Origin of the sequence: Streptomyces sp. NPDC091287, assembly GCF_044768525.1 — a bacterium.
Lineage (GTDB): Bacteria > Actinomycetota > Actinomycetes > Streptomycetales > Streptomycetaceae > Streptomyces.
In genome coordinates, this window is the sequence record NZ_JBIVUV010000005.1 from 329,178 (window position 1) to 353,659 (window position 24,482).

Genomic DNA, 24,482 nt, shown 5'->3' on the forward strand with positions numbered 1-24,482 from the left:
GGCTTCCTCGTTGTCCGGGCGCGGAGTTCCCGCCAGGAGTCCCGCCGCTGATCAGTTGCCCGCGACGTCCTTCACGGCCACCATCACCGGCACGTTCCCGGAGATCGCTTCGAGGGTGAGGCCCGCCGTCGCCGGGGTGTCCAGCAGCTCCAGCAGCGTGGCCGCCACGTCGTCGCGGGGGATCGGGCCGCGGCCCGTCGAGGCGGCCAGGACGACCTGCCCGGTGCCCGCGTCGTTGGTCAGCATGCCGGGGCGCAGAATCGTCCAGTCCAGTGCGGTGCGGGAGCGTACGTCGGCGTCGGCGGCGCCCTTGGCCCGCAGATACACGTCGAAGACCTCGTCGCCGGGGTGGTCCGGGTCGGCGCCCATCGAGGAGACGACGAGATAGCGGCGGACGCCCGCCGCCTCGGCCGCGTCGGCGAACAGCAGGGCCGCGTCGCGGTCGACGGTGTCCTTCCTGGCGACACCGCTGTTCGGCCCCGCGCCCGCGGCGAAGACGGCCGCGTCCGCGCCGCGCAGCACCTCCGCGGTCTGCTCCACGGTGGCCGATTCGAGGTCCAGCACGGCGGGTTGGGCGCCGGCTTCGGTCAGGTCCTGACTCTGTTGGGGGTTGCGGATGATCCCTACGGCTTCATCCCCGCGTGCGGCGAGCAGCCGCTCCAGCCGCAGTGCGATCTGTCCGTGTCCACCTGCGATGACAATGCGCATACCACCGACCGTACGCCCGGGAACCTGGTCGCGCTCAGTTCCTCGGCCCGGCGCCGGAGTCGGGCCGCCCCTGCCGCGGGAGTCCGCCGAGCCCCGTGGGGGCGTCTCCATCGGAGTCGCAGTACTCGCGCACGGCGCTGGTGCGGGCGACGACCCGGCCGCCGTGGATGACGATGCGGCTGTAGGCGAGGGAGAGCACCGCGGAGAGCCGTTCGCCGCGTACGGCGAGGAGTTCGGCGGGAAAGCCCGCCTCGACGCGCACGTCGGGAAGGCCGAGGGCCGCGCGGGCGGCCGTGGAGACCAGCACGTACGCCTGTTCGGCGCGGAGACCCGCCTGTGAGGCGAGGAGGTAGGCGGCTTCGAGCGGATCGCCGCGACCGACCGGGTTGGCCGTGTCCCGCAGCGCACCGCTGCCCGCCGCGACGCGCACGCCGGCGGAGCGCAGCAGGCGCACGGGGGCGGTCGTACGGCACTCCGCGCCCGCGCAGCCGCCCTGGGGCAGGCAGACCACGGTGATCCCGGCGGCGGCGAGCTGGTCGGCGGCACGGGCCGCGGCGTCCAGGGGCAGGTGGGCCAGGCCCCCGCAGGGGCCGAGGGTGACGCCGGGGCGCAGGCCCGCGGCCATCGCGGCGAGCCGGGCCAGGCGGGCGGGGTCGTCGCCGTCGGTGTGCAGGTCCACGGGGCAGCCGTGCTCGGCCGCGATCTCCAGGACGGCCTCGGTGTAGCCCGTGGGGTCGGGGTCGAGGTCGGGGCAGCCGCCGACGACGGCCGCGCCCATCTTCACCGCGTCCCGGAGCATCGCCAGGCTGTCCGCCCCGGCGATGCCGGTGAGGAGCCGGGGGACCGCGACGGGCATGACGTCGGCGAGGCCGCGCAGGGCGCGCCGGGTCTGCAGGACGGCTTCGAGCGGGGCGAGGCCCTGGACGTCGCCGACGCGGACGTGGGTGCGCAGGGCGGTGGCGCCGTGGCCGAGCTGGAGGAGGGCGGCCTCGGTCGCTCGGCGCTGGATGTCCTCGGCGCGGTGGGAGGCGGGGCCGGGGCTGTCGGGGCCCGCGCTGTCGGCGGTGAGGGCGGTGTCGCTGTGGGCGTGGGGTTCGACCGGGGCGGGGAGCAGGAGATAGCCGCGTAGGTCGATGCGGGGGCCGCGGGCGGTGAGGCTGCCCGCGGTGCCGACGGCCTCGATCCGGCTGCCGCTCAGGCGTACGTCGACGGCTCGTCCGTCGACGAGGCGGGCGCCACCGAGGACGAGGGCGGGGTTGTCGGCGGTGGTGGCTGCGTCGGCGCTGTCGGGCGCGTTGTCGTCGGGCCGCCGTGGCTGGCTGTCAGGCATCGCGCTCCTGGGAGGGGTGCAAGATCACACGGAGTGACCACACCCTAGGGGCGTGCGGGGGCGGCGTCCGGGAGGAGCGGAATAGTCGTACCGGTGCGCCTGCGCCGGCCGCCGGCCGGGCCGGTTCCCGCGGTGGACGCGGCCTGGATCAAGGCCTGATCAGGGGGTGTGGGCGGCCCCGGACGGAGGGCCGGAGAGTGCGGCACAAACGGATTTGGGCAACCGGCGGGGGACCGTGTAATGTCTTCATCGCTCGCCCCAATAGCTCAGTCGGTAGAGCGTCTCCATGGTAAGGAGAAGGTCTGCGGTTCGATTCCGCATTGGGGCTCTGGTGATCGGGAAACCCCGCTTCGGCGGGGGGACTCATCATCAAAGCGGTGTAGCTCAGTCGGTAGAGCAAGCGGCTCATAATCGCTGTGTCACCGGTTCAAGTCCGGTCACCGCTACTAACGGTAGCCGATTGCTGGGTCGGTCCTTCGATCGGCTACCCTTTTATGCGTTCATCCGTCCACCGTCCGTCCAAGGAGCACTCACGTGGCTGCCACCGACGTCCGCCCGAAGATCACGCTGGCCTGCGTGGAGTGCAAGGAGCGGAACTACATCACCAAGAAGAACCGGCGTAACAACCCGGACCGTCTTGAGATGAAGAAGCACTGCCCGCGCTGCAACTCGCACACCGCGCACCGCGAAACGCGCTGAATCAGGCTCGTACACGAGGCCGTCCCCTCCTGGGGGCGGCCTCGTGTCGTTGTAGGGGGTCGTTCCCGCACAGGGGCGTGCCCTCATTCGTCTTTCACCAGGTTTCTCAGGAGGTAGCGAGCTCATGGCGCTCGACCAGTCCTTCGTGGGGCGGACCTATCCGCCCACTCCGGCGTACGAGGTCGGCCGGGAGAAGATCCGCGAGTTCGCCGAGGCGGTGGGCGACACCCACCCGGCGTACGTCGACGCGGAGGCCGCCCGTGCGCTCGGTCACGCCGATGTGATCGCGCCGCCCACGTTCGTCTTCTCGATCACCTACCGGGCCGCCGGAGAGGTGGTGCAGGACCCACAGCTGGGCCTGGACTACAGCCGGGTCGTCCACGGCGACCAGAAGTTCAGTTACGTGCGTCCGGTGCGGGCGGGGGACCGGCTGACGGTCACGTCCACGATCGAGGCCATCAAGTCCCTCGCGGGCAACGACATTGTGGACATCCGCGGGGATGTGCACGACGAGGCCGGCGAACTGGTGGTCACGGCGCTCACGAAGCTGGTGGCACGCGCCGCCGAGGAGGCGTGATGACGGCGAAGGTCTCTTACGGATCGGTCGAGGTCGGTACGGAGCTGCCGGCGCAGTCGTTCCCGGTGACCCGGGGCATGCTCGTGCAGTACGCGGGCGCCTCGGGCGACTTCAACCCGATCCACTGGAACGAGAAGTTCGCGCTCGAGGTCGGACTGCCGGACGTGATCGCACACGGCATGTTCACGATGGCCGAGGCGATCCGGGTGGTCACGGACTGGGCCGGCGACCCGGGCGCGGTCGTCGACTACGGAGTGCGTTTCACGAAGCCGGTCGTCGTGCCCAACGACGACAAGGGCGCGCTGATCGAGGTCAGCGGCAAGGTCGCGGCGAAGCTGGACGACAACCTGGTCCGGGTGGACCTGGTCGCTCTGTGTGACGGCAAGAAGGTGCTGGGGATGTCCCGGGCCGTGGTCCGGCTCGCCTGAGACGTATCGGCGCTGTGGTCGGAAGTGAGGGGCGTTCCTCCTGCGGAGGGGCGCCCCTCACTTGTGCTCGTTCCCCCGGGGGCCGCCTTGCCAGGTTGGTTATTGAGCAATAACTTACTTTCATGGCAAGGATGAGTGCGGAGGAGCGGCGCGAGAGCGTCGTCCGGGCGGCTATCACCGAGTTCGCCCGCGGTGGCTACAACGGGACGTCCACCGAGGTGATCGCCCGGCGGGTCGGCGTCTCGCAGCCGTATCTGTTCCGGCTCTTCCCCAACAAGCAGGCCATCTTCCTCGCCGCCGCCGAGCGCTGCCTGGAGGAGACCCGGCGGGTCGTCGCGGAGGCTTCGGAGGGGCTGGAGGGGGAAGAGGCGCTGAGCGCCATGGCCGAGGCGTACCAGCGGCTGATCGTCGACGACGGCGAGAAGCTGATGATGCAGATGCAGACGTACGCGGCCGTCGCCGCGGCGGAGGCCGCGGGTGATCGCGCGTTCGGTGAGTCCCTGCGGACGGCCTGGGAGCGGATGTGGAGCGACGTCCACCTCGCGCTCGGCGCCGACGAGAACGAGACGACGTCGTTCCTGGCGTACGGGATGCTCATCAATACGCTCGCCTCGCTCGGTTTCCCGTCCGATCACCGCGTCTGGTCGGGGTTCCACATCTCGTCCAGGCCCGCCGAGTGAGCAGCGCGGTCCGGGGCCGCCCGGTTTTCTGACCGTGAAAGTTAGTGATCAATAACTAATCAGCAAGGGGAGACATGTCAGCAGGGGGAGAAGTGAACGCACGGCACGGCACGACCGGCCGCGGGGGAGCGGTCTGGGTCCTCGTCATCACCAGCGTCGCCGGATTCATGGCGGCCCTTGACAACCTGGTCGTCACGACCGCCCTTCCCTCCATCCGCGAGAGCCTCGGCGGCGGCCTGGAGGAGCTGGAGTGGACGGTGAACGCGTACACCCTGACCTTCGCCGTGCTGCTGATGCTCGGGGCCGCGCTCGGGGACCGGTTCGGCAGACGACGGCTGTTCATGGCCGGACTCGCCGTCTTCACGGCCGCCTCCGCCGCGGCGGCCCTCTCCCCGGGCATCGGGGAACTCATCGCCTTCCGGGCGGTCCAGGGCGTGGGGGCGGCGATCATGATGCCGTTGACGCTCACCCTGATCGGCGCCGCCGTCCCGCCCGAGCGGCGGGGAGCGGCGCTGGGCGTCTTCGGGGCGGTGACCGGGGTCGCGGTCGCCAGCGGCCCGCTGATCGGCGGCGCGCTCACCGAGCACATCTCCTGGCAGTGGATCTTCTGGCTGAACGTGCCGATAGGCCTGGTGCTGCTGCCGCTGGCCCGGCTGCGGCTCACCGAGTCCTACGCGCCGAAGGCGCCCCTGGACATCCGCGGCACGGTCCTGGTCAGCGCGGGCCTCTTCGGCATCGTCTACGCCCTGGTCAACACCGCGAGCCACGGATGGACCGATCCCGTCGTCCTGACCGGGCTGATCGCGGGCACGGTGCTGCTCGCCCTGTTCGTCCGCCACGGCATCCGGGCGGAGAACCCGATGCTGCCGATGCGGCTGTTCCGCAGCCGGGCCTTCCTCGGGATCAACGCCGCGAGCCTGCTGATGTTCCTCGGGATGTTCGGATCGATCTTCCTGCTCAGCCAGTTCCTGCAGAACGGCCTCGGGCACTCGCCCACCGAGGCCGGGCTGCGGATGCTGCCCTGGACCGGGATGCCGATCCTCGTGGCCCCCCTGGCCGGCTATCTCGCCGACCGCTTCGGGGGCCGTCCGGTGGTGGTCAGCGGGCTCGCGCTCCAGGCCGTCGGGCTCTCCCTGTTCGCCCTGATCATCGAGCCCGGGGTGAGCTACCCCGCCCAGTTCCCGGCCCTGATCATCGGCGGAGTCGGCATGGCCATGTACTTCGCGCCCGCCGCGAGCCTGGTGCTCTCCAGCGTCCGGCCCGGCGAACAGGGCATCGCCTCCGGAGCCAACAGCGCGCTGCGGGAGGTCGGCGGGGCGCTCGGGGTCGCGGTACTCGCCGCCGTCTTCGCCGCGCAGGGCGGCTACGGCTCACCACGGCTGCTCGCCGACGGGACCGTGCCCGCCGTCTGGATCGGGGCCGGTGCGGTCGCCCTGGGCGCGCTCGCCGCGCTCCTGATCCCGGGCCGCCGCAGCGCCGGCCGCCCCGCCCCGGAACCGGCCGCTCAGGGCCCGGCGCAGCCGGAGCGGGCAGCCGCCTGAGCCCCCGGACCCGCTCGTACGGTCCGTGGCCCCGCACGAGCGGCGGGGCCACGGACCGTACTCTTGTCCCCGTGCAGGAACTCCACGACGCCCCCCTCGCCCCCCTGACCACCTTCCGGCTCGGCGGCCCCGCCGCCCGGCTGCTGACCGCCACGACCGACGCCGAGGTGATCGCAGCCGTGCGCGAGGCCGACGCGAGCGGCACCCCGCTGCTGGTGATCGGCGGCGGCTCCAACCTGGTCATCGGGGACAAGGGCTTCGACGGCACCGCCCTGCGGATCGCCACGAAGGGCTTCGCGCTCTCGGGGACGTCCCTGGAGCTGGCAGCCGGCGAGGTGTGGACCGACGCCGTCGCCCGGACCGTCGAGGCGGGCCTCGCGGGCATCGAGTGCCTGGCCGGCATCCCCGGATCCGCGGGCGCGACGCCCATTCAGAACGTCGGCGCGTACGGACAGGAGGTGTCCACCACCATCACGGAGGTCGTCGCCTACGACCGGCGCACCGAGGAGACGGTGACGATTCCGAACGCCGAGTGCGCGTTCTCGTACCGTCACAGCCGCTTCAAGGCCGAACCCGACCGCTTCGTGGTGCTGCGTGTCCGATTCGAGCTGGAAGAGGCGGCCGGGCTCTCCGCGCCCCTGAAGTACCCCGAAACGGCCAGGGCCATGGGCGTCGAGCAGGGCGAACGCGTCCCGCTGACGGCCGCCCGCGAGACCGTGCTGCGGCTGCGCGCCGGCAAGGGCATGGTGCTGGACCCGGAGGACCACGACACCTGGTCGGCGGGGTCCTTCTTCACCAACCCGATCCTCGAACCGGCCGCGTTCCAGGACTTCCTCATTCGGGTCGGCGAGCACCTCGGCCCGGACGTGACGCCCCCGGCCTTCCCCGCCGAGGACGGACGCACCAAGACCTCGGCGGCCTGGCTGATCGACCGGGCCGGATTCACCAAGGGTTACGGCAGCGGCCCCGCCCGGATCTCCACCAAGCACACCCTCGCCCTCACCAACCGGGGCGCGGCCACCACCGAGGACCTGCTCGCCCTGGCCCGCGAGGTCGTCGCCGGGGTGCACGAGGCCTTCGGCGTCACCCTGGTCAACGAACCGGTGACGGTCGGCGTCAGCCTGTAGGAGACGTACGGGAGCCTGTAGGAGACGTACGGGAGCCTGTAGAAGACGGACGGGGTCAGTACGCGACACCCACGCCCTGCTTCACGGCCGCCGGGTCCTCCGCCAACGCGAGCATCGCGTGTGCCACATCGGCCCGGGAGATGGACCGGCTGCCGCGCGGCGTACCGCCCACGACCTGCCGGTAGACGCCCGTAAGCGGCCCGTCCGTCAGCTTCGGCGGCCGTACCACGGTCCACTCCGTCGCACTGCGGGCCAACGCCGCCTCCATCCGGGCGAGATCGGCGTACAGCTCCGCCAGGACCGCGCCGACCGCCTTGCGCATCAGCCGGTCCACCAGGGGATCGCCCGCCGGCTCCGGACCCACGGGCACCGCGCTCACCACCAGCAGTCGCCGGGCGCCCTCGGCCTCCATCGCCGCCAGGATCTGCCCGGTCAGCCGTTCGGCGATGCCGTTCGCCTTCCGGCCGCGCGAGCCCAGCCCCGACAGGACCGCGTCCCGCCCCGCCACCGCCGCCCGCACCGCCGCCGGATCGTCCAGCCGGACGACTGCGTGCGACGCCGCGCGGTCCAGCCGCTCCGGGAGCCGGTCCGGGTCGCGGACCACGACCGTCACCTCGTGGCCCGCCGCGAGGGCCTGCCCGACGATCTCCTGACCGACGCCGCCGGTCGCCCCGAACACGGTGATTCTCATAGCGCCCCCTGGTGGGTGAGTGTTCACTAACCTCTAGGGTGGGTGGCTCCCCACCCGGACGTCAAGATCTCCGGGTCACGGCCTGTTGGAGCACGCATGGACCAGAAGCCCGCCCGCGTCCGGATCGTCGACGCGGCGCACGAGCTGATGCTCTCCATCGGCCTCGCCCGGACCACCACCAAGGAGATCGCCCGGGCGGCCGGCTGCTCGGAGGCCGCGCTCTACAAGTACTTCTCCGGCAAGGAGGAGCTGTTCGTCACCGTGCTCGCGGAGCGGCTGCCCCGGCTCGGGAACCTCCTCGGAGACCTGCGCGCGGGCGAGGGCAGCGTCGAGGGCAACCTCACCGAGATCGCCCGGGTGGCCGCCCTGTTCTACGAGCAGACCTTCCCCATGGCCGCGTCCCTGTACGCCGAACCTCAGCTCAAGCGCCGTCACGAGGAGGGCGTGGGCGGGCTCGAAGCCGGGCCCCACCTGCCGATCCGGCAGCTCGACGCCTATCTGCGCGCCGAACAGGGCGCGGGCCGGGTCCGGGCCGAAGCGGACACCTACGCCGCCGCCTCGCTGCTGCTGGGCGCCTGCGCCCAGCGGGCCTTCGCCTACGCCGCGCTCCCCGGCGGTACGCCCCCACAGCCCCTGGACGAATTCGCCGCCTCCCTGGCCCGCACGCTGCTGGGCGGGATCAGCTAGCCAGCCAGTCGTCGATCCCGGACAGCAACTTCTCCCGTACGTCCACGGGGGCCGCCGATCCGCGCACCGACTGGCGGGCCAGCTCGGCCAGCTCCTCGTCGGTGAAGCCGTGGTGGCGGCGCACCAGCTCGTACTGGGCGGCCAGCCGGGAACCGAACAGCAGCGGGTCGTCCGCCCCCAGCGCCATCGGCACGCCCGCGTCGAACAGAGTGCGCAGGGGGACGTCGGCGGGCTTCTCGTAGACGCCGAGCGCCACATTGGACGACGGGCAGACCTCGCAGGTGACCCCGCGCTCGGCGAGCTTGCGCAGCAGCCGGGGGTCCTCGGCGGCCCGGACACCGTGTCCGATGCGCGAGGCGTCCAGGTCGTCGAGGCAGTCGCGCACGCTGGAGGGCCCGGCGAGCTCCCCGCCGTGCGGAGCCGCCAACAGGCCGCCCTCGCGGGCGATCGCGAAGGCCCGGTCGAAGTCGCGGGCCATTCCGCGCCGCTCGTCGTTGGAGAGCCCGAAGCCGACGACGCCCCGGTCCGCGTAACGGACGGCGAGCCGGGCCAGGGTGCGGGCGTCCAGCGGGTGCTTCATCCGGTTGGCGGCGATCACCACGCGCATGCCCAGACCGGTGTCCCGGGCGGCGCTGTCCACGGCGTCGAGGATGATCTCGATGGCCGGGATCAGCCCCCCGAGCAGCGGGGCGTACGAGGTGGGGTCGACCTGGATCTCCAGCCACCCGGAACCGTCCGCCACGTCCTCCTGGGCGCTCTCGCGCACCAGACGGTGAATGTCCTCGGGGGACCGCAGACACGACCGGGCGATGTCGTAGAGCCGCTGGAAACGGAACCAGCCGCGTTCGTCGGTCGCCCGCAGTTTGGGCGGTTCGCCGCCGGTCAGGGCGTCGGGGAGATGGACCCCGTACTTGTCGGCGAGTTCGAGCAGGGTGGTGGGCCGCATCGACCCGGTGAAGTGCAGGTGCAGGTGGGCCTTGGGCAACAGACGTACATCACGCTCCATTGGAAGATCCTGCCGCACGGGCGGGCCGGAGCGGTAGCCGCTTTCCCGTCCAGGGGTGCCGCTCGAACAAAAAGCGCCCCCGGCCGGTGGAGGATTCCAGCGGCCGGGGGCCCTTCTGTTCGAGCGGTTCCGGAACCGGTCAGGCCTTGGCCTCGCCCAGCAGCTTCTGGATCCGCGAGACGCCCTCGATCAGGTCCTCGTCGCCCAGGGCGTAGGACAGGCGCAGGTAGCCCGGGGTGCCGAAGGCCTCGCCGGGCACGACGGCGACCTCGGCCTCGTCCAGGATCAGGGCGGCCAGCTCGACGGTGGTCGCCGGACGCTTGCCGCGGATCTCCTTGCCGAGCAGGTCCTTCACCGCCGGGTAGGCGTAGAAGGCGCCCTCGGGCTCCGGGCAGAACACACCGTCGATCTCGTTGAGCATCCGCACGACGATCCCCCGGCGGCGGTCGAAGGCGGTGCGCATCTCGGCGACGGCGTCCAGCGGGCCGGAGACGGCCGCGAGCGCGGCGACCTGGGCGACGTTGGAGACGTTGGAGGTGGCGTGCGACTGGAGGTTGGTCGCGGCCTTCACCACGTCCCGCGGGCCGATGATCCAGCCCACCCGCCAGCCGGTCATCGCGTACGTCTTGGCGACGCCGTTGACGACGATGCACTTGTCGCGCAGCTCGGGGACGATCGCCGGCAGCGAGGTGAAGGTGGCGTCGCCGTAGACGAGGTGCTCGTAGATCTCGTCGGTGAGCACCCACAGACCGTGCTCGACGGCCCAGCGGCCGATGGCCTCGGCGTCGGCCTCGCTGTAGACGGCGCCGGTCGGGTTGGACGGCGAGACGAACAGGACGACCTTGGTCTTCTCGGTACGCGCGGCCTCCAGCTGCTCGACGGAGACCCGGTAGCCCGTGGTCTCGTCGGCCACGACCTCGACCGGGACACCGCCGGCGAGCCGGATCGACTCGGGGTAGGTGGTCCAGTACGGGGCGGGGACGATGACCTCGTCGCCCGGGTCGAGGATCGCGGCGAAGGCCTCGTAGATGGCCTGCTTGCCGCCGTTGGTCACCAGGATCTGGCTGGCGTCGACCTCGTAGCCGGAGTCGCGCAGGGTCTTCTCCGCGATGGCGGCCTTGAGCTCGGGGAGCCCGCCGGCCGGGGTGTAGCGGTGGTACTTCGGGTTGCGGCAGGCCTCGACCGCGGCATCGACGATGTAGTCGGGCGTCGGGAAGTCGGGCTCGCCGGCCCCGAAGCCGATCACCGGACGCCCGGCGGCCTTGAGGGCCTTGGCCTTGGCGTCGACGGCGAGGGTCGCGGACTCGGAGATCGCACCGATGCGGGCCGAAACCCGGCGCTCGGACGGTGAAGTTGCAGCGCTCATGGCCCCATGCTCCCAGACCGCGAAAGCCGTCGGCACAGGGGTTTCAGGGACCGGACAGGACCCGGACAGCATGCGGACAGGACCGGTCGGTTGTGGTCTGTTCGACGCGGCGGCCCGGAACACGTACACTCACCTGTCGTTGGCCTTCACCAGCCGCACCGTTCCTGCACCCGGTCACCGGGAAAGATGCGGTAGGTTGGTGGAAACCACAAAGGGTCGTAGCTCAATTGGTAGAGCACTGGTCTCCAAAACCAGCGGTTGGGGGTTCAAGTCCCTCCGGCCCTGCTACACACTCCTTCGCCAGGATGTGTGCGCATGTACGTACTTCATTGCACAGCCGTGCGGCTCCACCGGGCGCGGCACGGCCACGACCCGGAATCAGGTGAGTAGCGTGACGGACGCCGTGGGCTCCATCGACATGCCTGATGCTGAGGATGAAGCTCCCGAGTCGAAGAAGAAGACTCGGAAGGGCGGCAAGCGCGGCAAGAAGGGCCCTCTGGGTCGGCTCGCGCTGTTCTACCGCCAGATCGTCGCCGAACTCCGTAAGGTTGTCTGGCCGACTCGTAGCCAGCTCACGACGTACACCTCCGTGGTGATCGTGTTCGTCGTCGTCATGATCGGTCTTGTTACCGTTCTCGACATGGGCTTCGCCCGGGTCATCAAGTACGTCTTCGGCTGATCTCGCGGAAGGCGTCCGACCCGGCGCCCCTTTCGCACGTTCCACCCTTTGTATCCAGGAAGAAGCAGCCATCGTGTCTGACCCGAACCTGAACGACGCCGTCGAGCCCGAGGCTGGCGCCTTCGAGTCCGCCAAGGACGAGCTCGACATCGTTGAGGCTGCTGACTCCGTGGACCCGGACCAGGCCGAGGCCGCCGACGTCGCCGCGGGCGAGCCCGCCGAGCAGGCCGCCGTGAACGTGGAGGCGGAGGAGTCCGACGAGGACGACGCCGCCGAGGCAGCCGAGTCCGTCGAGGCCGACGACGAGAGCGCCGACGAGGAAGAGGCCGAGCCGGCCGCGCCCGTCGACCCCGTCGCCGCCCTGCGCGACGAGCTCCGCACCCTCCCCGGCGAGTGGTACGTCATCCACACGTACGCCGGTTACGAGAAGCGCGTGAAGGCCAACCTGGAGCAGCGTGCCGTCTCGCTGAACGTGGAGGAGTTCATCTATCAGGCCGAGGTGCCTGAAGAGGAAATCGTCCAGATCAAGAACGGCGAGCGCAAGAACGTCCGGCAGAACAAGCTCCCCGGCTACGTGCTGGTGCGCATGGACCTGACGAACGAGTCCTGGGGCGTCGTGCGGAACACGCCGGGCGTCACCGGCTTCGTGGGCAACGCCTACGACCCGTACCCGCTGACCCTGGACGAGATCGTCAAGATGCTCGCCCCGGAGGCCGAGGAGAAGGCCGCCCGCGAGGCCGCCGAGGCCGAGGGCAAGCCGGCTCCGTCCCGCAAGGTCGAGGTCCAGGTGCTGGACTTCGAGGTCGGCGACTCGGTCACCGTCACGGACGGCCCCTTCGCCACGCTGCAGGCCACGATCAACGAGATCAACGCCGACTCGAAGAAGGTCAAGGGTCTCGTCGAGATCTTCGGCCGCGAGACCCCGGTCGAGCTCAGCTTCGACCAGATCCAGAAGAACTAGCTCTTCCCGCCGGTTTCTGGACACATGCCTACCCAGCAGGTCAGAGGGGCTTCGCAGCCGCTCTGACCTGCTTGGTTTTTGGTCGCGCAGCTATACCCGTTATCGTTGTGCGGTATGCCTCCATCCGGATGACCGGAATCGGCGGCGAAACACTCTCATAGGACCCGGAGAGAGCAATGCCTCCCAAGAAGAAGAAGATCACGGGGCTTATCAAGCTTCAGATCAACGCCGGTGCGGCGAACCCGGCCCCGCCGGTCGGCCCCGCGCTCGGTCAGCACGGCGTCAACATCATGGAGTTCTGCAAGGCCTACAACGCCGCGACCGAGTCGCAGCGTGGCATGGTCGTGCCGGTGGAGATCACGGTCTACGACGACCGCTCCTTCACCTTCATCACGAAGACTCCGCCGGCCGCCAAGCTGATCCTCAAGGCCGCGGGTGTGGACAAGGGCTCCGGCGAGCCGCACAAGACCAAGGTTGCCAAGCTGACGGCCGCCCAGGTCCGCGAGATCGCCACGACGAAGCTCCCCGACCTGAACGCCAATGACCTCGACGCCGCGTCGAAGATCATTGCCGGCACCGCCCGTTCCATGGGCATCACGGTCGAAGGCTGATTCAGCCCCGTAACCCCCAGTGGTAGGACCAAGCGCTGGTCCGCACCACGACTCCACACTCTGAAACCACAGGAGTAGAAGTGAAGCGCAGCAAGAACCTCCGCGCTGCGGACGCCAAGATCGACCGGGAGCGCAACTACGCCCCGCTCGAGGCCGTCCGTATCGCCAAGGACACCGCCTCCACGAAGTTCGACAGCACCGTCGAGGTCGCCTTTGCCCTGGGTGTCGACCCGCGCAAGGCCGACCAGATGGTCCGTGGCACCGTGAACCTCCCGCACGGCACCGGCAAGACCGCCCGGGTCCTGGTCTTCGCGACCGGTGACCGTGCTGCGGCCGCGGAAGCCGCTGGAGCCGACATCGTCGGCGCCGACGAGCTCATCGACGAGGTGGCGAAGGGCCGTCTGGACTTCGACGCCGTCGTCGCGACCCCGGACCTCATGGGCAAGGTCGGCCGCCTGGGCCGCGTGCTCGGTCCGCGTGGTCTGATGCCGAACCCGAAGACCGGCACCGTCACCCCCGATGTCGTGAAGGCTGTCAACGACATCAAGGGCGGCAAGATCGAGTTCCGCGTCGACAAGCACTCGAACCTGCACTTCATCATCGGCAAGACCTCGTTCGACGAGACCAAGCTGGTGGAGAACTACGCAGCGGCGCTGGACGAGATCCTCCGTCTGAAGCCGTCCGCCGCCAAGGGCCGCTACATCAAGAAGGCCACGCTGGCCACCACGATGGGCCCCGGCATCCCGCTGGACGCCAACCGCACCCGCAACCTCCTCGTCGAGGAGGACCCGGCCTCCGTCTGAGCTTCCATGCTCACCCGGTAGCCGCGTCGTACGCGTGCACTGTGTGAACGGGCCCCGCAACCTTTCGAGGTGCGGGGCCCGTCCTCGTATCCGTAAGGAGCCATGTCTGTCAGTGCCCTGTGCCACTGTTGTGCGGGGGACGACGGACGATACGAGGGGTGGACGGGTACATGAGGACGAGCACGGCACGACGCATGGGCACGGCTCTGGCCGCCGCGGCGGCACTGACGTCGATAGCGGCCTGCAGTGGCTCCGACGGCTCGAAGGGCTCCGACGGCGCCGGTGAGGGCAAGGCGGGCGCCGTCTCCAAGGCGAGCCCCGTGGCCGCGCTGAAGCAGGTGCAGCAGAAGACCGGAGGCGCCCAGTCGGCGAAGGTCGAGGGCACCACCGAGATGGGCAGCGCCATGTCCATGAAGCAGTCCGGGTCCATCGGCTGGGCCGACGGCCTGTCGGGCGCGCTGACCATCACGTACACCGGCGGCACCATGGGCGACGCCCTGAAGCAGGCCGGCGGTGACGGATCGGTCGAGGCGCGCTACTTCAAGGACGAGTACTACGCCAACATGGGCGACGCCATGGCGGCCAACACCGGCGGCAAGCACTGGATCCGGTATTCCTACAAGGACCTCGCCGAGCTGGGCGGGGCCTCCGGCGACGTCATGAAGGACCAGATCCAGAACAGCACGCCCGAGCAGGGTGTGAAGGCGCTCCTGGCCTCCGGCGACGTGAAGAAGGTCGGCCAGGAGGACGTCCGCGGGGTCCCCGCGACGCACTACTCCGGCACGGTCGACGTGGCTGACCTGACCGCGAAGAACAGCAACCTGGACGCGAAGCAGCTGGCCGCCTTCAAGGAGCAGCTCGCCCTGGCCGGGGTGACCACCCAGACCGTCGACATCTGGGTCGACAAGAACGACCTGCTGGTGAAGAAGACCGAGCGCGGCGAGATGAAGACCGGCGCGTTCAACTCGACGCTCTTCTACAGCGACTACGGCACCGAGGTCCCCTCCGAGAAGCCGGCGGCCTCGGACACCGTGGACTTCAAGGAGATGCTGAAGCAGGGCGGCGCTACCCCGGGCGCCGCCTCCTGACACCTCCCGCAAGGGACGAACGGGGACGGATTTGCTCGTCCCGCATCCGGTCGCGTACTCTCACCAAGAAGCCAAAGACCGCTGGTCGTCACTGCGCCTCGTCAGAGGGACAGTGACCGAAGGTTCCGCTAGATCGGACGACCTGCGCAGGTGACTGTGGAACGCTCCCGGACTCTGTTCGGTCGAGCCGCGCCCTGGCACTTGTGCTGGGGCGTTTCGTCTTTCCCGGCCCCTTCTGAGCGGTCCTCATCACCCGGAAGGAGGCCGACGCTCATGGCAAGGCCCGACAAGGCTGCCGCGGTAGCCGAGCTGACGGACCAGTTCCGCAGCTCGAACGCCGCCGTGCTGACCGAGTACCGGGGTCTCACCGTGGCACAGCTCAAGGAGCTGCGCCGTTCGCTCGGTGAGAACGCCCAGTACGCCGTGGTGAAGAACACGCTGACCAAGATTGCGGCCAACGAGGCCGGGATCGACACGCTGGACGACCTGTTCTCGGGTCCGACGGCGGTTGCCTTCGTCACCGGTGACCCGGTGGAGTCGGCGAAGGGTCTTCGTGACTTCGCCAAGGACAACCCCAACCTCATCATCAAGGGCGGTGTCCTTGACGGTAAGGCGCTGTCCGCCGATGAGATCAAGAAGCTCGCGGACCTCGAGTCCCGCGAGGTTCTGCTCTCCAAGCTGGCCGGTGCCTTCAAGGGCAAGCAGACTCAGGCTGCGCAGCTCTTCCAGGCACTGCCGTCGAAGTTCGTCCGCACCGCGGAAGCGCTTCGCGTCAAGAAGGAAGAGCAGGGCGGTGCCGGTACTCCGGCTCCCGCCGAGGCCGCCGAGTAATTTCGCTCAGCGGTCCAGCGGGCTCCACGTACGCCCGCCGACATATACATCCGGCACCTGCCGAATAGTGGAAGGACGCCTATCATGGCGAAGCTGTCCCAGGACGACCTGCTCGCGCAGTTCGAAGGCATGACCCTCATCGAGCTCTCCGAGTTCGTCAAGGCCTTCGAGGAGAAGTTCGACGTCACCGCCGCCGCGGCCGTCGCCGTCGCCGGCCCCGCCGCTGGTGGCGCCCCGGCCGAGGCCGAGGCCGAGCAGGACGAGTTCGACGTCATCCTCACCGGTGCCGGCGAGAAGAAGATCCAGGTCATCAAGACCGTGCGTGAGCTGACCTCGCTGGGTCTCAAGGAGGCCAAGGACCTCGTCGACGGCACCCCGAAGCCGGTCCTCGAGAAGGTCGCCAAGGACGTCGCCGAGAAGGCCGCCGAGTCCCTCAAGGCCGCCGGCGCTTCCGTCGAGGTCAAGTAACACCTCGGGAGTCCTCCGGACTCCCTGGGCACCTCAGGTGTCCGCGCCAAGGGCGATCACCCATCCGGGTGGTCGCCCTTCGGCGTGCCCGTGGCGGGTGCCTTGCTCTTCCGCCGACGACGAGTAGGGTGATCTTCGCCGTGCGCCTCTCGCGGGCCCCTCAGGGGCGTCCTGCGGGCATCCCGGGGGCGGCCGGTGAAGGCTCCTGGAGGTCCGATCGGACCGGCGGGCCTTGACGAACCGGACGCGGCGCGCAATTCTCAGGACGCGTCATCACTTCGATCCGTATCCGAGGCATGGATCGAGCGTGAAGAGGGCAGTAAAGAAGAGCGCACCCCGCGCGAGGGCTAGGGCTAGACATAGGTGTTGAGAACAGCTGTTGAGAGCAACGTGGGTCTCTGAGAACCCCGACTGGACATCAGTGTGCCGCTTGGCTACACTGACCCTTTGCGCTGCCTGTTAGCTGCCTCCTGCCCGTCACCAGGGGCATGCCCACGCTGAAGCACCGATGGCCGACTCCCTCCGACCTGGTCGTTTTGCGACCGATTCGGAACGGTTTGTCTTTGTGTCCAGAGTGGGACCGGTACGCGCGTAGTGAGTCCGAGCCCTCGGAAGGACCCCCTCTTGGCCGCCTCGCGCAACGCCTCGACCGCGAATACGAACAACGGTGCCAGCACCGCCCCGCTGCGCATCTCTTTTGCAAAGATCAAGGAGCCCCTCGAGGTTCCGAACCTCCTCGCGCTGCAGACCGAGAGCTTTGACTGGCTCCTGGGCAACGCCGCCTGGAAGGCTCGCGTCGAGGCTGCTCTGGACAGTGGACAAGACGTCCCCACCAAGTCCGGCCTGGAGGAGATCTTCGAGGAGATCTCACCGATCGAGGACTTCTCCGGGTCGATGTCGCTTACGTTCCGCGACCACCGCTTCGAGCCCCCGAAGAACTCGATCGACGAGTGCAAGGAGCGCGACTTCACGTTCGCCGCGCCGCTCTTCGTCACGGCCGAGTTCACCAACAACGAGACCGGCGAGATCAAGTCCCAGACGGTCTTCATGGGCGACTTCCCGCTCATGACCAACAAGGGCACCTTCGTCATCAACGGCACCGAGCGTGTCGTCGTGTCGCAGCTGGTCCGCTCGCCGGGTGTCTATTTCGACTCCTCCATCGACAAGACGTCCGACAAGGACATCTTCTCCGCCAAGATCATCCCGTCCCGGGGTGCCTGGCTGGAGATGGAGATCGACAAGCGCGACATGGTCGGTGTCCGCATCGACCGCAAGCGCAAGCAGTCCGTCACCGTTCTCCTGAAGGCTCTCGGTTGGACCACCGAGCAGATCCTGGAGGAGTTCGGCGAGTACGAGTCGATGCGCGCCACCCTGGAGAAGGACCACACCCAGGGCCAGGACGACGCGCTGCTCGACATCTACCGCAAGCTGCGCCCCGGCGAGCCGCCGACGCGCGAGGCCGCTCAGACGCTGCTCGAGAACCTCTACTTCAACCCGAAGCGCTACGACCTCGCGAAGGTCGGCCGCTACAAGGTGAACAAGAAGCTCGGCGCCGACGAGCCGCTCGACGCCGGTGTCCTCACCAGCGACGACATCATCGCGACCATCAAGTACCTGGTGAAGCTGCACGCCGGTGAGACCGAGACGACCGGTGAGTCGGGTCGCGAGATCGTCGTCGAGACCGACGACATCGACCACTTCGGCAACCGTCGTCTGCGCAACGTCGGCGAGCTCATCCAGAACCAGGTCCGCACGGGCCTGGCGCGGATGGAGCGGGTCGTGCGTGAGCGCATGACCACCCAGGACGTCGAGGCGATCACGCCGCAGACCCTGATCAACATCCGGCCGGTCGTCGCCTCCATCAAGGAGTTCTTCGGCACCAGCCAGCTGTCGCAGTTCATGGACCAGAACAACCCGCTGTCGGGTCTCACCCACAAGCGCCGCCTGTCGGCTCTTGGCCCGGGTGGTCTCTCCCGTGAGCGGGCCGGCTTCGAGGTCCGCGACGTGCACCCGTCCCACTACGGACGCATGTGCCCGATCGAGACCCCCGAAGGCCCGAACATCGGTCTGATCGGTTCGCTCGCCTCGTACGGCCGCGTCAACGCGTTCGGCTTCATCGAGACGCCGTACCGCAAGGTCGTCGACGGTCAGGTCACCGATGACGTCGACTACATCACGGCCGACGAGGAGGACCGCTACGTCATCGCCCAGGCGAACGCGACCCTCTCCGAAGAGCTGCGCTTCACCGAGCCCCGCGTCCTGGTCCGCCGTCGTGGCGGAGAGGTCGACTACGTGCCCGGCACGGACGTCGACTACATGGACGTCTCGCCGCGCCAGATGGTGTCCGTCGCCACCGCGATGATCCCCTTCCTGGAGCACGACGACGCCAACCGTGCCCTCATGGGCGCGAACATGATGCGGCAGGCGGTGCCGCTCATCAAGTCCGAGGCCCCGCTCGTCGGCACCGGCATGGAGTACCGCTGCGCCACCGACGCCGGTGACGTCCTCAAGGCGGAGAAGGACGGTGTGGTCCAGGAGGTCTCCGCGGACTACATCACCGTCACGAACGACGACGGCACGTACACCACGTACCGCATCGCCAAGTTCATGCGCTCCAACCAGGGCACCTCGGTCAACCAGAAGGTCGTCGTCGCCGAGGGCGACCGGATCATCGCCGACCAGGTGCTCGCCGACGGACCGGCCACCGAGAACGGTGAGATGGCCCTCGGCAAGAACCTGCTCGTGGCGTTCATGCCGTGGGAGGGTCACAACTACGAGGACGCGATCATCCTGTCGCAGCGCCTCGTGCAGGACGACGTCCTCTCCTCGATCCACATCGAGGAGCACGAGGTCGACGCCCGTGACACCAAGCTCGGCCCGGAGGAGATCACCCGGGACATCCCGAACGTCTCCGAAGAGGTCCTCGCCGACCTCGACGAGCGCGGCATCATCCGGATCGGTGCCGAGGTCGTCGCCGGCGACATCCTCGTCGGCAAGGTCACGCCCAAGGGCGAGACCGAGCTGACCCCCGAGGAGCGTCTGCTCCGCGCGATCTTCGGTGAGAAGGCGCGCGAGGTGCGCGACACCTCGCTGAAGGTGCCGCACGGTGAGATCGGCAAGGTCATCGGCGTCCGCGTCTTCGACCGCGAAGAGGGCGACGAGCTGCCGCCGGGCGTGAACCAGCTGGTCCGCGTCTACGTCGCGCAGAAGCGCAAGATCACCGATGGTGACAAGCTCGCCGGCCGTCACGGCAACAAGGGCGTCATCTCCAAGATCCTGCCGATCGAGGACATGCCGTTCCTGGAGGACGGCACCCCGGTCGACATCATCCTCAACCCGCTGGGTGTCCCGTCCCGAATGAACCCGGGACAGGTCCTGGAGATCCACCTCGGCTGGCTCGCCAGCCGCGGCTGGGACGTCTCCGGCCTCGGTGACGAGTGGGCCCAGCGCCTGCAGGCCATCGGCGCCGACCAGGTCGCCCCCGGCACCAACGTCGCCACGCCCGTCTTCGACGGTGCGCGCGAGGACGAGATCACCGGCCTCTTCCAGGCCACGATCCCCAACCGCGACGGCGACCGCCTGGTCCAGCCCTCCGGCAAGGCCCAGCTCTACGACGGCCGCTCCGGCGAGCCGTTCCCGGACCCGGTCTCGGTCGGGTTCATGTACATCCTCAAGCTGCACCACCTGGTCGACGACAAGCTGCACGCGCGTTCGACCGGCCCGTACTCCATGATCACCCAGCAGCCGCTGGGTGGTAAGGCACAGTTCGGTGGTCAGCGCTTCGGTGAGATGGAGGTGTGGGCCCTTGAGGCTTACGGCGCCGCATACGCCCTCCAGGAGCTCCTGACGATCAAGTCCGACGACGTGACCGGCCGCGTGAAGGTCTACGAGGCCATCGTCAAGGGCGAGAACATCCCCGAGCCCGGCATTCCCGAGTCCTTCAAGGTGCTCATCAAGGAAATGCAGTCGCTCTGCCTCAACGTGGAGGTGCTGTCCTCGGACGGCATGTCCATCGAGATGCGCGACACGGACGAGGACGTCTTCCGCGCGGCGGAGGAACTCGGTATCGACCTGTCCCGGCGCGAGCCGAGCAGCGTCGAAGAGGTCTGACGGGCCGGCCGGCCGCCTCATCCCGAGGCGGCCGGCCCTCCCCGGACCCGTTCAGACCATTGATTGAGACGAGACCCCGAAAGAGGGATTGACGACAAGTGCTCGACGTCAACTTCTTCGACGAGCTGCGGATCGGCCTTGCCACCGCGGACGACATCCGGACCTGGTCGCACGGCGAAGTGAAGAAGCCGGAGACCATCAACTACCGCACGCTCAAGCCCGAAAAGGACGGACTCTTCTGCGAGAAGATCTTCGGTCCGACCCGGGACTGGGAGTGCTACTGCGGCAAGTACAAGCGTGTCCGCTTCAAGGGCATCATCTGTGAGCGCTGCGGCGTCGAGGTCACTCGCGCCAAGGTGCGCCGTGAGCGGATGGGCCACATCGAGCTTGCCGCTCCCGTCACCCACATCTGGTACTTCAAGGGCGTTCCCTCCCGCCTCGGCTACCTGCTGGACCTCGCGCCGAAGGACCTGGAAAAGGTCATCTACTTCGCCGCGTACATGATCACGTTCGTGGACGAGGAGCGTCGTACCCGCGACCTGCCGTCCCTGGAGGCCCACGTCTCCGTCGAGCGCCAGCAGACCGAGAACCGCCGCGACTCCGACCTGGAGGCCCGCGCCAAGAAGCTCGAGACCGACCTGGCCGAGCTGGAGGCCGAGGGCGCCAAGGCCGACGTGCGCCGCAAGGTGCGCGAAGGCGCCGAGCGTGAGATGAAGCAGCTGCGCGACCGTGCGCAGCGCGAGATCGACCGCCTCGACGAGGTGTGGAGCCGCTTCAAGAACCTCAAGGTCCAGGACCTGGAGGGCGACGAGCTGCTCTACCGCGAGCTGCGTGACCGCTTCGGCACGTACTTCGACGGCTGCATGGGCGCCGCGGCGCTCCAGAAGCGCCTGGAGTCCTTCGACCTCGACGAGGAGGCCGAGCGCCTCCGCGAGATCATCCGCACCGGCAAGGGCCAGAAGAAGACCCGTGCGCTCAAGCGCCTCAAGGTCGTCTCCGCGTTCCTGCAGACCAGCAACAAGCCCAAGGGCATGGTGCTCGACTGCGTGCCGGTCATCCCGCCGGACCTGCGTCCGATGGTGCAGCTGGACGGTGGCCGCTTCGCGACCTCCGACCTGAACGACCTGTACCGCCGTGTGATCAACCGCAACAACCGCCTCAAGCGTCTCCTTGACCTCGGCGCCCCCGAGATCATCGTGAACAACGAGAAGCGGATGCTGCAGGAGGCCGTCGACGCGCTGTTCGACAACGGCCGCCGCGGTCGCCCGGTCACGGGTCCCGGTAACCGTCCCCTGAAGTCCCTGAGCGACATGCTCAAGGGCAAGCAGGGTCGTTTCCGTCAGAACCTCCTCGGCAAGCGCGTGGACTACTCCGCGCGTTCCGTGATCGTCGTCGGTCCGCAGCTCAAGCTGCACCAGTGCGGTCTGCCGAAGGCGATGGCGCTGGAGCTCTTCAAGCCGTTCGTGATGAAGCGCCTGGTGGACCTGAACCACGCGCAGAACATCAAGTCGGCCAAGCGCATGGTCGAGCGTGGCCGCACCGTCGTGTACGACGTCCTCGAAGAGGTCATCGCCGAGCACCCGGTGCTGCTGAACCGTGCGCCCACCCTGCACCGCCTGGGCATCCAGGCCTTCGAGCCGCAGCTGGTCGAGGGCAAGGCCATCCAGATCCACCCGCTCGTCTGCACCGCGTTCAACGCGGACTTCGACGGTGACCAGATGGCCGTGCACCTGCCGCTCTCCGCGGAGGCGCAGGCCGAGGCCCGCATCCTGATGCTGTCCTCGAACAACATCCTGAAGCCGGCCGACGGTCGTCCCGTCACCATGCCGACCCAGGACATGGTGCTGGGTCTCTTCTTCCTCACCACGGACGAAGAGGGCCGCAACGTCAAGGGCACGGACCGCGCGTTCGGCTCCACGGCCGAGGCCACCATGGCCTTCGACGCCCGCGAGCTGTCGCTCCAGGCGAAGGTCGACATCCGCTTCCCGGTCGGCACCATGCCGCCGCGTGGCTGGGTGCCGCCGGTCGCCGAGGAGGGTGAGCCGGAGTACCAGCCCGGGGACACCTTCCGGCTGCGGACCAGCCTGGGCCGCGCGCTCTTCAACGAGCTGCTGCCCGAGGACTACCCGTTCGTCGACTACTCGGTGGGCAAGAAGCAGCTCTCCGAGATCGTCAACGACCTGGCCGAGCGCTACCCCAAGGTCATCGTGGCGGCGACGCTCGACAACCTGAAGGCGGCGGGCTTCCACTGGGCGACCCGTTCGGGCGTCACCGTGGCCGTCTCCGACATCGTCGTGCCCGAGGCCAAGAAGGCCATCGTCAGGGGCTACGAGGAGCAGGACGAGAAGGTCCAGAAGCAGTACGAGCGCGGTCTGATCACCAAGGACGAGCGCACGCAGGAGCTCATCGCGATCTGGACCAAGGCGACCAACGAGGTTGCCGAGGCGATGAACGCGAACTTCCCGAAGACGAACCCCATCTTCATGATGGTCGACTCGGGTGCCCGAGGAAACATGATGCAGATGCGTCAGATCGCGGGTATGCGTGGTCTGGTGTCGAACGCCAAGAACGAGACGATTCCCCGTCCCATCAAGGCGTCCTTCCGCGAGGGCCTCACCGTTCTGGAGTACTTCATCTCCACGCACGGTGCCCGTAAGGGTCTGGCGGACACCGCCCTGCGTACCGCCGACTCGGGTTACCTGACCCGTCGTCTGGTGGACGTCTCGCAGGACGTGATCATTCGCGAGGAGGACTGCGGCACCGACCGCGGCCTCAAGCTGAAGATCGCGGTCAAGGGCGCCGACGGCGTGCTCCGCAAGACGGAGGACGTCGAGACCTCGGTCTACGCCCGCATGCTCGCCGAGGACGTCGTGGTGGACGGCAAGGTCATCGCGCCTGCCAACGTCGACCTCGGAGACGTCCTGATCGACGCCCTGGTGGGCGCCGGCGTCGAGGAGGTCAAGACCCGCTCGGTCCTGACCTGTGAGTCCGCGGTCGGCACCTGTGCCTTCTGCTACGGACGCTCGCTCGCCACCGGCAAGCTGGTCGACATCGGTGAGGCGGTCGGCATCATCGCCGCCCAGTCCATCGGTGAGCCCGGCACCCAGCTGACGATGCGTACCTTCCACACCGGTGGTGTGGCCGGTGACGACATCACCCAGGGTCTGCCCCGAGTCGTCGAGCTCTTCGAAGCCCGTACGCCCAAGGGTGTCGCCCCGATCTCCGAGGCCAAGGGCCGCGTGCGGATCGAGGAGACCGAGAAGACCAAGAAGCTCGTCGTCACCCCGGACGACGGCAGCGATGAGACGGCGTTCCCGATCTCGAAGCGTGCCCGTCTGCTCGTGGGCGAGGGCGACCCGGTCGAGGTGGGCCAGAAGCTCACCGTCGGTGCGACCAACCCGCACGACGTGCTGCGCATCCTCGGCCAGCGTGCGGTCCAGGTCCACCTGGTCGGCGAAGTCCAGAAGGTCTACAACTCGCAGGGCGTGTCGATCCACGACAAGCACATCGAGATCATCATCCGGCAGATGCTCCGCCGCGTGACGATCATCGAGTCCGGCGACGCGGAGCTGCTTCCGGGCGAGCTGGTCGAGCGGTCGAAGTTCGAGACCGAGAACCGTCGTGTGGTCACCGAGGGCGGTCACCCCGCCTCCGGCCGTCCGCAGCTGATGGGTATCACCAAGGCCTCGCTCGCCACCGAGTCGTGGCTGTCGGCGGCGTCCTTCCAGGAGACGACCAGGGTCCTCACCGACGCGGCGATCAACGCCAAGTCGGACTCCCTGATCGGCCTCAAGGAGAACGTCATCATCGGTAAGCTCATCCCGGCCGGTACGGGCCTGTCCCGCTACCGCAACATCCGGGTCGAGCCGACCGAGGAGGCCAAGGCCGCGATGTACTCGGCCGTCGGCTACGACGACATCGACTACTCGCCGTTCGGCACCGGCTCCGGCCAGGCCGTCCCGCTGGAGGACTACGATTACGGTCCGTACAACCAGTAAGCGAGTGCTTGCCGCTTGAACGACCGGAGGGCGGTCACCCCGTACGTCATGGGGTGGCCGCCCTCCGGCGTGTGCGGGGTGGGGCCTTCCCGG

21 protein-coding genes and 3 tRNA genes are annotated in these 24,482 nt (G+C 68.8%); 19 read left to right on the forward strand and 5 right to left on the reverse strand.

Annotation, left to right across the window (positions count from 1 at the left end; translation table 11 throughout):
• Nucleotides 1–51: 51 nt before the first annotated feature.
• Both ACIQRW_RS10475 and ACIQRW_RS10480 read right to left on the reverse strand, forming a co-directional pair.
• Entirely contained in the window at nucleotides 52–708 is a 657-nt protein-coding gene (locus ACIQRW_RS10475) for an NAD(P)H-binding protein (RefSeq protein ID WP_403757188.1), read from the reverse strand.
• 34 nt (nucleotides 709–742) lie between these two features.
• Complete coding sequence (locus tag ACIQRW_RS10480; RefSeq protein WP_403757191.1) at nucleotides 743–2,038, reverse strand: amidohydrolase family protein; 1,296 nt, start codon at nucleotides 2,036–2,038, stop codon at nucleotides 743–745.
• A 255-nt stretch (nucleotides 2,039–2,293) separates the two neighbouring features.
• Between ACIQRW_RS10480 and ACIQRW_RS10485 the strand changes: the two genes are divergently transcribed.
• From ACIQRW_RS10485 to ACIQRW_RS10520, 8 genes are all read left to right on the forward strand, one after another.
• Nucleotides 2,294–2,366, forward strand: a tRNA-Thr gene (locus tag ACIQRW_RS10485).
• A 45-nt stretch (nucleotides 2,367–2,411) separates the two neighbouring features.
• A tRNA-Met gene (locus tag ACIQRW_RS10490) sits at nucleotides 2,412–2,484 on the forward strand.
• Between the two features lie 88 nt (nucleotides 2,485–2,572).
• Nucleotides 2,573–2,737, forward strand: a complete 165-nt coding sequence (gene rpmG / locus ACIQRW_RS10495; RefSeq protein ID WP_003956487.1) for a 50S ribosomal protein L33 — start codon at nucleotides 2,573–2,575, stop codon at nucleotides 2,735–2,737.
• Nucleotides 2,738–2,861: 124 nt separating this feature from the next.
• Nucleotides 2,862–3,314: a MaoC family dehydratase N-terminal domain-containing protein gene (locus ACIQRW_RS10500; protein ID WP_361336222.1), complete on the forward strand. Its 453-nt coding sequence runs from the start codon at nucleotides 2,862–2,864 to the stop codon at nucleotides 3,312–3,314.
• Nucleotides 3,314–3,742, forward strand: coding sequence for a MaoC family dehydratase (locus ACIQRW_RS10505; RefSeq protein ID WP_403757193.1), 429 nt, complete (start codon nucleotides 3,314–3,316; stop codon nucleotides 3,740–3,742). Before ACIQRW_RS10500 ends, ACIQRW_RS10505 begins: the two co-directional genes overlap by 1 nt.
• Before the next feature lie 131 nt (nucleotides 3,743–3,873).
• Nucleotides 3,874–4,422 (forward strand): TetR/AcrR family transcriptional regulator, encoded by a 549-nt coding sequence (locus tag ACIQRW_RS10510; protein WP_403757464.1) that lies wholly within the window; start codon nucleotides 3,874–3,876, stop codon nucleotides 4,420–4,422.
• A gap of 74 nt (nucleotides 4,423–4,496) precedes the next feature.
• Nucleotides 4,497–5,963, forward strand: coding sequence for a DHA2 family efflux MFS transporter permease subunit (locus tag ACIQRW_RS10515; RefSeq protein WP_403757196.1), 1,467 nt, complete (start codon nucleotides 4,497–4,499; stop codon nucleotides 5,961–5,963).
• 71 nt (nucleotides 5,964–6,034) lie between these two features.
• Complete coding sequence (locus ACIQRW_RS10520) at nucleotides 6,035–7,090, forward strand: UDP-N-acetylmuramate dehydrogenase (protein ID WP_403757199.1); 1,056 nt, start codon at nucleotides 6,035–6,037, stop codon at nucleotides 7,088–7,090.
• A gap of 55 nt (nucleotides 7,091–7,145) precedes the next feature.
• Here the strand turns inward: ACIQRW_RS10520 and ACIQRW_RS10525 are convergent, their stop codons facing one another.
• Complete coding sequence (locus tag ACIQRW_RS10525) at nucleotides 7,146–7,781, reverse strand: NAD(P)-dependent oxidoreductase (RefSeq protein WP_403757202.1); 636 nt, start codon at nucleotides 7,779–7,781, stop codon at nucleotides 7,146–7,148.
• A gap of 96 nt (nucleotides 7,782–7,877) precedes the next feature.
• Here ACIQRW_RS10525 and ACIQRW_RS10530 point away from each other — a divergent pair, with 96 nt between their 5' ends.
• Nucleotides 7,878–8,468: a TetR/AcrR family transcriptional regulator gene (locus ACIQRW_RS10530; RefSeq protein ID WP_403757205.1), complete on the forward strand. Its 591-nt coding sequence runs from the start codon at nucleotides 7,878–7,880 to the stop codon at nucleotides 8,466–8,468.
• Here the strand turns inward: ACIQRW_RS10530 and ACIQRW_RS10535 are convergent.
• Both ACIQRW_RS10535 and ACIQRW_RS10540 read right to left on the reverse strand, forming a co-directional pair.
• Complete coding sequence (locus ACIQRW_RS10535; protein WP_007445930.1) at nucleotides 8,461–9,474, reverse strand: adenosine deaminase; 1,014 nt, start codon at nucleotides 9,472–9,474, stop codon at nucleotides 8,461–8,463. The two genes, ACIQRW_RS10530 and ACIQRW_RS10535, sit on opposite strands and share 8 nt — an antisense overlap.
• Nucleotides 9,475–9,613: 139 nt before the next feature.
• Nucleotides 9,614–10,840, reverse strand: a complete 1,227-nt coding sequence (locus tag ACIQRW_RS10540) for a pyridoxal phosphate-dependent aminotransferase (protein ID WP_403757208.1) — start codon at nucleotides 10,838–10,840, stop codon at nucleotides 9,614–9,616.
• A 212-nt stretch (nucleotides 10,841–11,052) separates the two neighbouring features.
• Here ACIQRW_RS10540 and ACIQRW_RS10545 point away from each other — a divergent pair.
• The 10 genes from ACIQRW_RS10545 (at nucleotide 11,053) to ACIQRW_RS10590 (ending at nucleotide 24,389) form a co-directional block, all read left to right on the forward strand.
• Nucleotides 11,053–11,125: transfer RNA gene (locus ACIQRW_RS10545), tRNA-Trp, on the forward strand.
• A 106-nt stretch (nucleotides 11,126–11,231) separates the two neighbouring features.
• A complete protein-coding gene (gene secE, locus ACIQRW_RS10550; protein ID WP_018960177.1) occupies nucleotides 11,232–11,519 on the forward strand; it encodes a preprotein translocase subunit SecE in 288 nt (95 codons plus the stop codon).
• A gap of 73 nt (nucleotides 11,520–11,592) precedes the next feature.
• The gene (gene nusG / locus ACIQRW_RS10555; RefSeq protein WP_403757211.1) at nucleotides 11,593–12,480 is read left to right on the forward strand and encodes a transcription termination/antitermination protein NusG; all 888 of its coding nucleotides are present in this window, start codon (nucleotides 11,593–11,595) and stop codon (nucleotides 12,478–12,480) included.
• A gap of 176 nt (nucleotides 12,481–12,656) precedes the next feature.
• A complete protein-coding gene (gene rplK / locus ACIQRW_RS10560; RefSeq protein WP_073740413.1) occupies nucleotides 12,657–13,091 on the forward strand; it encodes a 50S ribosomal protein L11 in 435 nt (144 codons plus the stop codon).
• A gap of 80 nt (nucleotides 13,092–13,171) precedes the next feature.
• On the forward strand, nucleotides 13,172–13,894 hold the full coding sequence (rplA, locus tag ACIQRW_RS10565; RefSeq protein ID WP_007445923.1) for a 50S ribosomal protein L1: 723 nt from the start codon (nucleotides 13,172–13,174) through the stop codon (nucleotides 13,892–13,894).
• A 170-nt stretch (nucleotides 13,895–14,064) separates the two neighbouring features.
• Nucleotides 14,065–14,982 (forward strand): hypothetical protein, encoded by a 918-nt coding sequence (locus ACIQRW_RS10570; RefSeq protein ID WP_403757215.1) that lies wholly within the window; start codon nucleotides 14,065–14,067, stop codon nucleotides 14,980–14,982.
• 273 nt (nucleotides 14,983–15,255) lie between these two features.
• Nucleotides 15,256–15,813: a 50S ribosomal protein L10 gene (gene rplJ / locus ACIQRW_RS10575; protein WP_398065598.1), complete on the forward strand. Its 558-nt coding sequence runs from the start codon at nucleotides 15,256–15,258 to the stop codon at nucleotides 15,811–15,813.
• A gap of 84 nt (nucleotides 15,814–15,897) precedes the next feature.
• Nucleotides 15,898–16,281 (forward strand): 50S ribosomal protein L7/L12, encoded by a 384-nt coding sequence (gene rplL / locus ACIQRW_RS10580; protein WP_265599883.1) that lies wholly within the window; start codon nucleotides 15,898–15,900, stop codon nucleotides 16,279–16,281.
• Nucleotides 16,282–16,905: 624 nt separating this feature from the next.
• Nucleotides 16,906–20,391, forward strand: a complete 3,486-nt coding sequence (gene rpoB / locus ACIQRW_RS10585) for a DNA-directed RNA polymerase subunit beta (protein WP_403757218.1) — start codon at nucleotides 16,906–16,908, stop codon at nucleotides 20,389–20,391.
• Between the two features lie 98 nt (nucleotides 20,392–20,489).
• Nucleotides 20,490–24,389 carry a DNA-directed RNA polymerase subunit beta' gene (locus ACIQRW_RS10590; protein ID WP_069754082.1) on the forward strand — a complete coding sequence of 1,300 codons (3,900 nt, stop codon included), beginning with the start codon at nucleotides 20,490–20,492 and terminating at the stop codon, nucleotides 24,387–24,389.
• Nucleotides 24,390–24,482 lie beyond the last annotated feature (93 nt).